Here is a 12,668-nt window from a genome sequence, read left to right on the forward strand (position 1 = left end):
ACGGCTGCCGGTTGCGCGTGCGTTCAGCTGGCGGTCGGCTGCCACTCCCACACGTTCCAGAACACCCCGGGCGGCAGCGGCGACGGACTGATGCCTTCGACCGCGTCACTGTGCGCGATCAGTTGCGGGTATTGGTACAGCGGTGCCCCGTAGGAATCCGCCCAGAGCAGGGCGTCGATTTCGGCGAGCAGCTCGCTCTGCCGACCGTCGTCGATTGAGGTGGCGAGCTCGGCAAGCAGCGCGTCCACCTCGGGGTTGGCGTAGAACGAGAAGTTGCTGATCTCCTCCGTGGAGTGCAGCCGGGCGGCCAGTCCGGTCACGCCGACGTTGGTCGCGCGCCAGCCGAACAGGGCGGCGTCGTAGGCGCCAGGATCCCCGAGTTTCTCGACCCAGTCCGGGTCGGAGCAGTCGGTGATTCGGATGCCGGCGGGGGCCGCAGCATCCCGGATCAGTTCGTACTGCTGTACTCGCCGTGGATTGGACGGATCGAACAGCACACAGACCTCGGGACTGCTGACGCCCGCCTCGGCGAGGAGCTGCTGGGCAGCCCGCAGGTCGGGATGGGCATACGCGTCCGAGCCGTTCTGCTTGATGGTCTCGTCGTAGCCGTCGGTTCCGGGCATGATGACGAACGAGTCGCGGGGGGCCGCCTTCTCATGCACCGGGGTGACCAGCGCATCGACGATCTGCTGCCGGGGCAGCACGGTCAGCAGCGCCTGCCGCACCGCCGGGTTCTCGATCGCGCCGTTGCGGCTGTTCGCCATCCGGAAGTCGAGGTGCTCGAACATGCCGTCGATGCCCTCCGCGACCGTGACCCCCGGGGCATCCCGCAACGCATCAGCGGTCTCGGCGCTCGGCCCGGGGCTGATCACGTCGAGTTCGCCCGAGGCGAGCCGCTCGATCGAGGACAGTGGATCGGTGCCCGCGTGCAGCCGGATCTGCTCGAAGCGAGGCTTGTGCTCGCCCCGGTAGCGCGGGTTCGCCGAGAAGGTCACCGGCTCGCCCTCGATGAGCTCGTCAAGCAGGTAGGGACCGGAGGTGACGATCCGGTCCGGGTCTTCGCGCAACCGATCGATGGTGAATCCGGTGGACCATTCGGTGGCCAGCGGGGCCAGCGCCGCGAGGTCGCGCTGTTCGATCGCGTCCACCATCGCCTGCTTGGCCTCGGCGGGCTTCTCGATGCCGAGTGCCTCCCGGGCGACGACATGGGCAGGAACGCCCAGCGAAAAGGCGAGCGGCCAGTCGGCGAAGTACCGGTCGTAGACCAGCGTGATCGACCGGGAGTCGTCGCCGATGGCCGGTGTCTGGCTGACGTTCTGCAGGCCGGAGTTCACCGCGCCGTCGAAGAAGACGACGTCCTCGGGCAGCGGGCTGAGGTAGGCGCCGGTCTCCGGGTCGAGATGGTCGGCGTCGTCGAAGTCTGGCGTGTTCAGCTGGCCCGAGTTCGCTGCCCACGACAACAGCAGGTCCGCGGCATCCACCGGTACCCCATCCGACCAGGTGGTGTCCTCGTTCACGGTGTAGCGCACCGTGAATGGCTCCTCGGCCACCACGTCGATTTGGCCGAATGACTCGTCGGGCACCAGCGCGGTGCTGCTGTCGTAGTTGACGAAATCCGAACCGGTGACGAACGCGACGGCCGTGTTGGTCTCGGTGTTGCCGAAGCCGGTGGCCTCGTTCAGCGAGGTGAACGGGCCGGCCAGTTCAACCGAGATCGCCGATCCCGCGACCACCGGATCCGTGTCGGTGCAGCCCGCGAGCAGCGCCGCGAGCCCCACCGAGGCGACTGCCGCGAGGGTTCGAGATCGTGGTGCCATCCTGTCGAGGGTAGTCGAGCGGATACCGCCTCCTACGACCGACCGGCGGCGCGCTCCTCGCGCCGGGCGCGCTGCGCGACCGGGTCGGGCACCGGGACGGCGGCGATCAGCCGCTGCGTGTACGGGTCCTTCGGGGTCCGCAAGATTTCATCCCTGGTGCCCTGCTCGACGATCCGGCCGCGGTGCATCACGGCGATGCGGTGCGCGAGGATGTCGACGACCGCGAGGTCGTGGCTGACGAACAGGCAGGCGAAGCCAAGATCCTGCTGCAGTTCCTGCAGCAGATCGAGGAAACGCGCCTGCACCGAGACGTCCAGCGCCGAGGTCGGCTCGTCGGCGATGAGCAGGTCGGGGGCAAGCGCGAGAGCGCGGGCGATGCCGACGCGCTGACGCTGACCACCAGACAGCTCGTGCGGGTAGCGGTTCTTGTAACTCGTAGGCAGCTCGACCTGGCTGAGCAGGTGCTCGACGCGCTTGTCGAGCTCGCTCCCCTTGATGCCCTCAGAGAGCAGGATCGGTTCCCCGATCGACTGGCCGATGGGCATGCGCGGGTTCAGCGACGAGGCCGGATCCTGGAACACGATGCCGGTCTTGCGTCGCAGTGGCCGCAGATCCTTCTGGCTGGCCTTGGAGATGTCCTGACCGGCGGTGATCAGGGTGCCCTCGGCGATCGGCAGCAGGCCGATCGCGGCACGACCGATGGTGGTCTTGCCCGAGCCGGACTCGCCGACGAGACCCACGATCTCTCCGGGGAAGATTTCGAGGTTGATGTCGTCCGCGGCTCGGAAGGCGGGCACCCGGCCGCGCTTCGGGTACTCGATTGCGACGTTCTGGAAGCTCAGCACCGGCTGTGCGGACGCCGCACCCCGCACGCTCGGAGCCACCCGTGCGCCGCCTTGGCCGAGATTCGGCACCGAGGCGAGCAGCTGTTTGGTGTACGGATGCTGCGGGGTCTGGAACACGTCGACGACGGCGCCCGTCTCGAGCACCTCACCGTCCTTCATGACCATGATCCGGTCGGCGAGGTCGGCGACGACGCCCATGTCGTGGGTGATCAGCAGGATGGCGCTGTCCAGACGTTCGTGCAGGCTGCGCAGCAGGTCGAGGATCTCCGCCTGAACGGTGACGTCAAGGGCCGTGGTCGGCTCGTCGGCGATCAGCAGCACCGGGTCGCAGGAGATCGACTGGGCGATCATCGCGCGCTGCCGTTGTCCGCCAGACAACTGGTGCGGGTACTTGTTGAAGGCGACCTCGGGGTTCGGCATCTCGACCTTGCGGAGCAGCTCGATCGCGCGCTCTCGGGCCTCGTCGGGCCCGATCGGGAAATGCGATCGCAGTGCTTCCATGATCTGGAAGCCGACCGTGTACACCGGGTTCAGAGCGGTCATCGGCTCTTGGAAGATGACCGCGATCTCCTTGCCGCGCACCCGTCGCTGGTCGGCGTCGGTGACATCGCCGATCTCCCGGCCCAGCAATTTGATCGAGCCGGTGACGTGGGCGTTCGACGGCAGCAGGCCCAGCAGCGCCATCGAGCTGGTGCTCTTACCGGAGCCGGATTCACCGACGATGGCCATGACTTCGCCTCGCGCGACGGAGTAGGTCATCGACTTCGCGGCTGGATAGAACGTGCCGTCGACCCAGAAGTCCACGTTGAGGTCAGTGACCTCGAGGACGGTCTCGGATTGGGGTGTCTCGATGGTCGTCACAGGGTGTCCCTCGCTGCATCTGCAAAGCTGAGGGCGTGATCTTCAAGCCCGTCAGCTTCCGTCCGGCGTTCGGCCGGGTTCTTACGATTGTCATGGCCGTCATCACAGCGGTCGCTCTGGGCGGATTCGTCGTGTCCGGTGACCTGGGCGGTTTGCTTCGCTACGGCTGGGTGCCGCTCTTCGCGTTCGCCCTCACCTGGGCGCTGTTCTGGGCGCCGAAACTGGATGTCAGGGAGCATGAGGTCACCGTGCGAAATGTCTTCCGCACCGTGCACCTTCCGTGGCCGGCGATCCAGCGCATCGACACGAAGTACGCGCTCACGCTCGATACGTCGATCGGTCGCGTCCCGGTCTGGGCTGCCCCCGCTCCGAGCCGTTACTCGGTGATGAATATCACCACGGAGGACACCAAGCGGGTCGCCGAATCGGCGCGCGCCGCGGAGGGCTCGATCCGTCCCGGTGACGCGCTGAACTCGGCGTCCGGCGCCGCCGCGCACAGCATGCGCCTGCGCTGGCAGCAACTCCGCGACGAGGGCTTCCTCGACGCGGCGATCATCGAGCCCGGCAGCCTGCGGGTGCAGTGGCATTGGGGCACCGCTGCGCTGCTGGCTGTGCTGCTGGTCGGCGCCGTGCTTGGCACGGTCCTGTAGGGCGAGCATCAGCCGTCCCTCTTGCCCGGGTCCGGCACGTCCGCATGGAACCCGCGGACCCCGCCGCCCAGGATGCCAGCGCCGCGGGTCGCGACCGTGGCAGTGGCCCGGTCGATGTTTCCTGCTCGTGCCAGTGCGCGGGCGCTCGGCATCCGCTTCTGCCTCGGGTCGAACGCGTCGCGCAGTCCGTCACCGATGAAGTTCACGCAGAGGGCGATCGCGACGATGAACAGGCCCGGCCACCAGAACAGCCACGGCCGGGTGGCGAAGGCGGACTGGTTGTCGCTGATGATCTTGCCGAGCGACGTGTCAGGCGACTGGACGCCGAAGCCCAGGTAGCTGAGGGCAGTCTCGAGCAGGATCGCTGCCGCCATCAGCAGCGTCGAATTGACGATGATCACGCCCACCGCATTGGGCAGGATGTGCCGGAAGATGATTCGTGAGTCGCTCGCGCCGGCCACCCTCGCGGCATCGACGAACTCGCGTTCCCGGAGGCTGAGGAACTCGCCGCGGACGAGGCGGGCCAACGTGGTCCAGGAGAACAGGCCGAGCACGATGCCCAGCACGAAGGCGCCGAGGCTGCCGAAGGCACGGCCGAGCACCGCGCCGATAACGATCACCGGGATCGTGATGATCACGTCGGTGAACCGCATGAGTACCGAGTCCAGTCCCCTGCGGTAGTACCCGGCAACAGCGCCGATCACGGTACCGATCGTGGTGGCGAGCAAGCCGACGACGACCATCACCATGAGTGACTGCTGGGTGCCGCGCATGACCACCGCGAAGATGTCGCGACCGACTTCGTCCTGGCCGAACGGATGCTCGAGGCTCGGCGCGGTGCGGTTCACGACCGCTGGGAGCTCGTTCCACGTGTAGGGCCACCAACCCGGCACCCGCCAGTTGCCGATGGTGAGGCCTACAGACGACAGCGAGAGCAGCACGATCCCGGCGAGGACGATCATCGCGATGACCGCTCCGCGGTGACGGAAGAACCGACGCCGAACGATCTGCCCCTGGCTGAGGCCTGCAACAGCCTTCATCTCGAGGTTGGTTTGCGTGTCGGTGATACCCGGCTCGCTGTGCGTGGGCTCGGGGGGTGGGTTGAGCGTGGTCATTACGAAATCCGGATTCTGGGGTCAAGCGCCGCGTAGACGAGGTCGGCGATCAGGTTGAACACGACTGCCAGGGTGCCGGTGACGAGGAAGAACGCCATCACCGGGTTCGGGTCGACATGCTCGAGACCGTTCTGGAACAGCGCTCCCATGCCGGTCCAGGCGAACACCCGCTCCGTGATGACAGCACCGCCGATGAGGGCACCGATGTCGAACGCGATGATCGTGGCAATCGGGATGAGGGCGTTGCGGAAGGCGTGACGCACCATCACGGTGCGCTCGGTGAGGCCCTTCGCCCGTGCCGTGCGGATGTAGTCCTGGTTCAGCACCTCGAGCATGCTCGAGCGGGTGTAGCGGGTGTAAGCGGCGACCGACACCAGGATCAGCGCGATCGTGGGCAACAGCAGGTGGGTGAACGTGTCAACACCCTGCACCCAGAAGTTGCCGCCGAGGTTCGGTGTCGCCGAGCCGATGGTCGCGATCGGGCGGCCACGCACTCGACTGGAGTTCGAGTAGGCCTCCCAGTACGACATGTACTCGTCGAGCGCAATGACCATTGCGATGATGACGCCGACGATGATGGCGGTGCGCACCGATTGCCAGCGGTCGTGGCCGCCCCAGAACCATCCGACCAGTCCACTGACGACGACGGTGGCGACAGCGAGGCCGAGGAACAACGGCAGGCTCATGCCGACGAAGACGAACTGCAACGGGTAGTACAGTGCCAGCGCGATCGCCGCGACCGTCAGGGACGAGTACAGCGCCTTGCGGTTTCGCAGACCGGTTGACACCGCGGTGATCCCGAAGGCCGCACCAACAGCGGTCAGCCCAATGCCGACGATGCCAATCGATGGCTGGCGGAACCAATCGGTGACGCTGATGTAGACGAGTACCCCGGCGGTGGCGACTGCCGCGATACCGAACACCATCAGTCGCTTTCGAGCATTTCCCCCAAGCATTGACATCCAGATGATGCCGCCGAGAAGGGCGAGCCCCGCGATCAGCCAGGCCGGGATGACCGGATCTCGCAGGAAGTCATTGAAGCCGATCGCGATGTACTGCTTGAGCAGCACGGCGACCCAGAAGATCGGAAGCGAGAAGAACAGGAAGGCGAGGAAGGTGACGGAGTAGTCGTAGCCGCTGTACTGGCGAAGCGCCGTGGTGATTCCGACGATCACGCCGACAACGATCGCGATGATCGCGGCGATGGTGACGAGCTGCAGCGTCTGACCGAATGCCTGCGAGAGCAAGGTGATGACCGGCTGGCCCTGCACGTTGACACCCAGGTCGCATTGGCCGATGAAGCACTGGCCGACACCCGCGAGCCAGATGAAATATCGCAGATACGGGGGGACGTCGAGGTGGAGCAGATCGATGCGCCGCTCGATGAGCTGGGCGGCGTTGGGAGCGGTGCTTGCTCGCAGATCCTCAAGCGGATCTCCTGACAACGCTGTCAGGAGGTACATGAGGTACGTGGCTGCGAGGAGCACGAAGAATGAGGCGATGAGACGCCGAATGATGAATGTGGCCATGGGCGGACCTTCTATGAACAGGGATCGGTAGTTGGGAGGGCTTGCGCCCTCCCAACTACCTTTCGGATCGCTTGAGAGTCAGAGGATCTGACTACTCAGAGCGTTCCCACTCCCAGGTGTTCCAGAAGATGGTCGGCGACAGGATCGACGGGTCGACCCCAACCAGGCTGCTGCTGTACGCAGTGACCGACGGGAACTGGAAGATCGTGACACCGTAGGCGTCAGCCCACAGGTGCTTGTCAACTTCCTGCAGCAGTTCGATCTGCTTCTTAGCGTCGAACTCGGTGTTCAGCTCGTCGAGCAGAGCGGTGACCTCATCGTTGTTGTAGTAGTTGAGGTTGTTGAGTCCGTCCGGAACGTAGTTCGCGCGCGGCTCGGTCACACCGAGACCGGTCGACTGCCATCCGAACAGCGAGGCGTCGTAGGCACCGGGGGTGCCCAGCAGGCCGCCCCACGCCTCGGCGCCACAGTCGGTGACGTTGAAGCCTGCCTGGCCTGCGGACGCCTGGATGAGCGAGAACTCGTTCACGCGACGCGGGTTGTTCGAGGCGTACAGGATGCAGACCTCGGGGCTGGTCACGCCAGCCTCGGCGAGCAGGGCCTTGGCACCCTCGATGTCGACCTCTGCATACGCGGCCGATCCGTTGTTCGCGACGGACTCGTCATAGCCCTCTGCACCCGGAACGAAGATCTGCGAGTCGCGCAGCGTGGCGTCGTCACCGATGATCGGCTTGATCAGGGTGTCGAGGATCTGCTGACGCGGGATCGTCTTGAGGAAGGCCTCACGGATCTTCGGGTCATCGAAGTGACCGCTCTTCGACTGGTCGAACTGCAGGTCAACATGCTCGTAGGTGCCCTCGAGACCGGTGAGGATCTCGATGTCGTCGATCGGCTCGAGCGCCTTCACGACGTCGGTGGTCGCCTGAGGCGAGATGATGTCGACTTCACCGTTCTCGAGCGCGGTGACCGCGGCGAGCGGGTCAGGGATGACGCGAACCGTGATCTCTTCGACCTTCGGCTGCTTGTCACCCTTGTACTCGGGGTTCGCCTTGAGGGTCACGAACTGGTCGGCCACGAACTCGGTGATCATGTACGGTCCGGTGGACAGCACGAGGTCGGTGTCGTCGGGCATCTCGGTGAAGTTGAAGATCGTGTTCCATGCGTTGGAGATCTTCGCGAGCGCTGCCTGGTCGTCGCCCTCGATGGCGTCGATGATGGCCTGCTTGCCCTCTTCAGCGTCCTCGATCTCGAGCGCGTACTTGGCAACAACGTGGGCCGGCAGGATCTGACCGGCAGTGCCGAACACGATCTCCCAGTCGACGAACGGCTCGTCGTAGCTGAGGGTGACGCTCTTGCCGTCGTCGCCGACCTCGGGAACCTCGGTGACGAGGTCGAGCCCGGTTCCACCGCCGTCGAAGTAGACCTGGTCCTCAGGGAAGTCCTCGGTCACCTCACCGGTCTCCGGGTCAAGGAACTCGGAGGGGTCGAAGTCCGCGTCGTTGAACGCGTTCGACTGCGATGCCCAGTTGAGCAGCAGGTCAGCAGCGTCAACCTTGGTGCCGTCCGACCAAGTGGCGGTGTCGGCGAGGGTGTACTTCACCTGCTGCGGGTCTTCGGACACCAGTTCGTAGGTACCGAACGACTCGTCCTGAACGAACTTCGGGGTGTTGTCGTAGTAGCCGAAGCTCGACATCGTCTGCGAGATGATGATCTGGTTCGCCGTGGCGTTACCAAACGATGTGTTGCTGTTGTACGAGTAGAACGCCTGGTTCCAGGCGGCCGTGACGCTTGTACCCTCGTCGAGTCCAGATTCTGCTTCCGGGGTGGAGCAGCCAGACAGGATGAGTGCACCAACGCCGACCGTGGCGATGCCCGCCGCGATGCGCTTGATTCTCAATTTTCCTCCTGTGCAAGGTGTCGCAGCAGGACGAGTCCTAGCGTCACTGCTACTTGAATAGGTACGACATTAGGCAGGCGTCGTCACCCTCGGCAAACTGTAGGGCCAAAAGTTACACGGATGAAACACCGAAACGGGAATGTTGTGGACTACGCACAAATAGTTCGTGGAAGCGTTGCCATCGCAGGATTCCTGCGACAAAGCCCGAATAATCCGCGCGGCCGTGCATCCGGGGCCAGCCTGAACCGGTCTCACGACCGGGTGGGATCCATCGAGGATGTACCCCATCACTCGGCACGTCGGCGGCCGCGTTGACCCTGGGTGAGCGCGTCCGGCTCACACGCTTCAGACCCCGAGTTGGATGCCGGCGCCCGGAATCGCGTCCAGCAATTCGCGGGTGTACTCCTGCTTCGGGTTGTCGAATACCTCATCGGTGGTGGCGGATTCGACGATCTTGCCCTTCGACATCACGCTCACCCGGTCGGCGATGATCCGGACGACCGCGAGGTCGTGGGTGATGAAGAGGTAGGTGAGGTCGAGTTCTGCCTGGAGCTCAGCCAGGAGCTTGAGAATCTGGGCTTGCACGAGCACGTCCAGGGCGGAGACGGCTTCGTCGAGCACCACGATCTCGGGCTTCAGCGCCAGCGCACGGGCGATTGCGACCCGCTGCCGCTGGCCGCCGGAGAGCTCGTTGGGGTATCGCGTCGCGATCGCCTGCGGTAGTGCGACTTGCTCGAGCAACTCCGAGACCCGCTCGCGCCGGGCTCGCCGGTCGCCGACACCGTGGGTGTGCAGCGGCTCGGCGATGGTGTTCCCGATGTTTCGGAGTGGGTCCAGCGAGCCGTAGGGGTCCTGGAAGACCGGCTGCATCCTGCGTCGAAGCCCGAAAAGCTGCTTTCGGTTCATCCCCGCGATGTCGGTGCCGCCGATCCTGATAGATCCGGAGGTCACGGTCTCAAGCTTGAGCACCATCCTGGCCACCGTGGTCTTGCCCGATCCCGACTCCCCCACGAGCGCCATCGTGGTGCCCTTGGCGATGGAGAAAGAAACATCGTCGACGGCTTTGAACTGCCGCGCTCCGCCCTTTACACCGCGGATTGTGAAGACCTTGGTGAGGTTGTCGACGGCGATCGCCTGTTCCTCGTGCTCAGCCGTGGCCTGCTGCTCGACCCGCTCTTCCGCGGCCACGATCAGGTCCAGGCCCTCAGCCGCGGCCGGTGCGTCGTACACAAGTTCGCTGAGCTGATGCGTTGACGCCTGGATGCGGCGGGAGGCCAGACTCGGTGCCGCGGCAACCAGACGCTGGGTGTATGGATGCTGCGGATACTGGAGCAGCTCGACCGACGGTCCCGACTCGACGATCTGTCCGCGGTACATCACGACGATCTGCTCGGCACGCTCGGCGGCGAGTCCGAGATCGTGCGTGATGAACAGCACTGCGGTGCCCTGCTCAGCTGTGAGCGTTTCCAGGTGGTCAAGGATCTTCCGCTGCACCGTGACGTCGAGAGCGCTCGTCGGCTCGTCGGCGATGAGCAGCTTCGGCCCCGCGGACAACCCGATCCCGATCAGCACGCGTTGCCGCATGCCGCCGGAGAACTGGTGCGGGAACTGCTTGAGTCGGGATGCGGCATCCGAGAGGCCGGCCTGCTGCAGTACCTCAATCGCGCGCTGCTTGACCTCGCGTCTGGTGGTGGCGATCCCATTGACGCGGATGGCCTCCTCGACCTGGAATCCGACGCTCCATACCGGGTTCAGGTTGACCATCGGGTCTTGCGGCACGAAGCCGATGAGCGACCCTCGCACATCCGCGATCTCGTCCTGGGGAAGGGCGGCAAGATCCCGGCCCTCGAAGAACACCTGACCGGCGGTGATGCGTCCCGTTCCGGGAAGCAGGTTGATGATCGCGTGAGCGGTCGTCGACTTGCCCGATCCTGACTCGCCGACAATCGCAAGAGTCTGTCCCGGCATGATCCTCAGGTTGACGCCATTGACAGCCTTCACCAGTCCGTCCTGGGTCTGAAATCCGACGTGAAGGTCGCGGACGTCGAGCAGCGGCTGCATCATCGCTGTGCCCGCGCCTTCGGGTCGAGGGCATCACGGATGAGTTCGCCGAGCATGATGAACGCGAACACGGTGATCGATAGGGCGAGCGAGGGCCAGAACAGCGTCTGCGGCGCGGTGCGAATGTCGAACTGCGCCTGGCTGATGTCGTTCCCCCACGACATCGTGGAGGTCGGCAAGCCGACCCCGAGGAATGACAGCGTCGCCTCGGCGACGATCGCGGCGGCAAGGGAGATCGTTGTGATCACGATGACGGGCGCAATGGAGTTGGGCAGCACATGCCGCAGCAGGATGCGGAATCGTGACACGCCGAGTGCCTCGGAAGCCATCACGAACTCCGAGGATCTGACACGAAGGATCTCTGATCTGAGTACGCGCGCGGTGGAAGGCCAGGCGAACGCGCCGATCGCGAGAGAAATGACCCAGACGTTGCGGTAGGCGCTGAACACCGACATGACGACGACCGCCGCGAGGATGTAGGGAATTGAGAAGAAGATGTCGCCGACGCGCGACAGCACGGAGTCGATCCAGCCGCCGTAGAACCCTGCGAGCGCGCCGAAGACGATGCCGAGCACCGTGGTCAGGACGATCACGATGATGCCGACCGATAGCGAGGTTCCCGCACCGTGCAGGATCCTCGAGTACACATCGCACCCCTGTTTGGTGAATCCGAGCGGGTGTCCTTCGGTCGGCCCACCGTTGCTGTTCGAGAGCTGGCAGTCGTTGTTCGGCGGCACATCAGTGAACAGGGTCGGGAACAGGGCAACGACGGTTATCAGGACGATCAGGGCACTCGAGATCCAGAACATGGGCCGTCGTCGCAGATCGCGCCATGCATCGATCCAGAGGTTGCTGGTCCTCTCGGCAACTCGAACCCTGTCGATGGCGACCAGCGGAGTCTCCTCCAGGGGAGCGACGTAGTGCTGTGGGCTCAGCGTGATGGGGCGGTCACTTGACATAGCGGATCCTCGGATCGAGCACGGCGTAGAGGAGGTCAACCAGGATGTTGACGACGAGATAGATGAGCACCATGACCGTCACGAACGTGACAACGGTTGGTCCCTCTCCGCGGATGATGGCCTGGTACAGCGTGCGGCCGACTCCCGGCACATTGAAGATGCCCTCGGTAACGGTCGCACCAACCAGAAGCACACCGAAATCCGTGGCGATGAAGGTGGTGACGGGGATCAGCGAGTTGCGCAGGATGTGGACCGGAATGATCCGTCTTCGCGAGAGGCCCTTGGCGTACGCGGTTCTCACGAAGTCCAGGCCCCCGGTCTCGATGACCGATGACCTCGTCAATCTGACGATCTGGGCGAAGCTCGCCGTCGCGAGCACGAGCGCGGGCAGGATCAGATCCTGAATGGGTGCGCCCTGCCCCACCGTGGCGCGAGCCCAGCCCAGCTGGATCGCGAACACGTACTGGAAGACGAACGCGATCACGAAGATCGGCAGCGAGATCAGGATGAGGCTTACCACCAGGGCGGACGAGTCGAACAGCTTGCCCTTGCGGATCCCCGAGATCAGGCCGACCAAAAGACCCGCGACTGTCTGGAAGAGCAGGGCGAGGATGGCGAGCCTGATGGTCACCGGGAAGGTTCGCGCGAGGATCTCTGACGTCGGCTCGCCCGAGAACGACGTCCCGAAGTCACCCGTGAGGATTCCGGTCAGGTAGTACCAGTACTGCACGATGAACGGCTCGTTCAAGTGGTACTGCTCACGCAATTGTTCAAGCAGCGCCGGGTTGGGCGCCCGGTCACCGAACAGAGCGAGCAGAGGGTCGCCCGGCATAGCGAAGACCATGAAATAGATCAGGAACGTCGTGCCGATCAGCACGGGGATTGCCTGCAATATTCGCCACACGATGTACCGGGCCATCGATTACACCCTCTG

General features: G+C 64.6%; 9 protein-coding genes. 1 reads left to right on the forward strand and 8 read right to left on the reverse strand.

Annotated features, from left to right (window positions below; translation table 11 throughout):
• Positions 1–23: 23 nt before the first annotated feature.
• Complete coding sequence (locus tag GO591_RS10245; RefSeq protein WP_157156729.1) at positions 24–1,817, reverse strand: ABC transporter family substrate-binding protein; 1,794 nt, start codon at positions 1,815–1,817, stop codon at positions 24–26.
• A 32-nt stretch (positions 1,818–1,849) separates the two neighbouring features.
• On the reverse strand, positions 1,850–3,523 hold the full coding sequence (locus tag GO591_RS10250; protein WP_167138924.1) for an ABC transporter ATP-binding protein: 1,674 nt from the start codon (positions 3,521–3,523) through the stop codon (positions 1,850–1,852).
• 35 nt (positions 3,524–3,558) lie between these two features.
• Between GO591_RS10250 and GO591_RS10255 the strand changes: the two genes are divergently transcribed.
• Positions 3,559–4,173, forward strand: coding sequence for a PH domain-containing protein (locus GO591_RS10255; protein ID WP_198295456.1), 615 nt, complete (start codon positions 3,559–3,561; stop codon positions 4,171–4,173).
• An 8-nt stretch (positions 4,174–4,181) separates the two neighbouring features.
• Here the strand turns inward: GO591_RS10255 and GO591_RS10260 are convergent, their stop codons facing one another.
• The 6 genes from GO591_RS10260 to GO591_RS10285 all read right to left on the reverse strand — a co-directional run bounded on the left by GO591_RS10260 (position 4,182) and on the right by GO591_RS10285 (position 12,653).
• Positions 4,182–5,288, reverse strand: a complete 1,107-nt coding sequence (locus GO591_RS10260; RefSeq protein ID WP_157156731.1) for an ABC transporter permease — start codon at positions 5,286–5,288, stop codon at positions 4,182–4,184.
• Entirely contained in the window at positions 5,288–6,817 is a 1,530-nt protein-coding gene (locus GO591_RS10265; protein WP_157156732.1) for an ABC transporter permease, read from the reverse strand. Before GO591_RS10265 ends, GO591_RS10260 begins: the two co-directional genes overlap by 1 nt.
• A 91-nt stretch (positions 6,818–6,908) precedes the next feature.
• Positions 6,909–8,714 (reverse strand): ABC transporter family substrate-binding protein, encoded by a 1,806-nt coding sequence (locus GO591_RS10270; protein WP_232466131.1) that lies wholly within the window; start codon positions 8,712–8,714, stop codon positions 6,909–6,911.
• 345 nt (positions 8,715–9,059) lie between these two features.
• Entirely contained in the window at positions 9,060–10,778 is a 1,719-nt protein-coding gene (locus tag GO591_RS10275; protein ID WP_157156733.1) for a dipeptide ABC transporter ATP-binding protein, read from the reverse strand.
• Entirely contained in the window at positions 10,775–11,734 is a 960-nt protein-coding gene (locus tag GO591_RS10280; protein ID WP_198295457.1) for an ABC transporter permease, read from the reverse strand. Before GO591_RS10280 ends, GO591_RS10275 begins: the two co-directional genes overlap by 4 nt.
• Positions 11,724–12,653, reverse strand: a complete 930-nt coding sequence (locus tag GO591_RS10285; RefSeq protein WP_157156734.1) for an ABC transporter permease — start codon at positions 12,651–12,653, stop codon at positions 11,724–11,726. The genes GO591_RS10280 and GO591_RS10285 overlap by 11 nt, the downstream gene beginning before the upstream one ends.
• Between the last annotated feature and the right edge of the window lie 15 nt (positions 12,654–12,668).

The sequence above is a fragment of the Diaminobutyricimonas sp. LJ205 genome (assembly GCF_009755725.1).
In the GTDB taxonomy this organism is placed as follows: Bacteria; Actinomycetota; Actinomycetes; order Actinomycetales; family Microbacteriaceae; genus Ruicaihuangia.